Genomic DNA, 231 nt, shown 5'->3' with positions numbered 1-231 from the left:
GCACTTCGTACAGGCGCTTTTCGTCGGCCTTTTCGTACTTGTCATACACGCGAAAGCGCCGGATCAACTTGCGCACCCAGTAGCACAGGTCGATGAACAGGTCGTCCAGGCCCAGCAGGAACATCAGCGAGGCAAGGATGATGGCCAGGATCTTCAGGCCGAACAGCACGTAGGTGAGAAAATCGATGAATGCCAGGCTCATATGGCAGGCACCGGCATGGCAGAGTGGGC

At 57.1% G+C, this 231-nt stretch carries 1 protein-coding gene; it reads right to left on the bottom strand.

The annotated features are described in order from the left end of the window. On the bottom strand, positions 1–202 hold a 202-nt coding region (locus R0J88_RS23995), incomplete at its 3' end, for a hypothetical protein (RefSeq protein WP_410901456.1). Positions 203–231 lie beyond the last annotated feature (29 nt).

This window comes from Pseudoalteromonas sp. SIMBA_162 (assembly GCF_046535955.1).
In the GTDB taxonomy this organism is placed as follows: Bacteria; Pseudomonadota; Gammaproteobacteria; order Enterobacterales; family Alteromonadaceae; genus Pseudoalteromonas; species Pseudoalteromonas marina.
The sequence above is the reverse complement of the archived record's forward strand: the minus strand, read 5'-3'. Positions and strand labels throughout refer to the sequence as shown.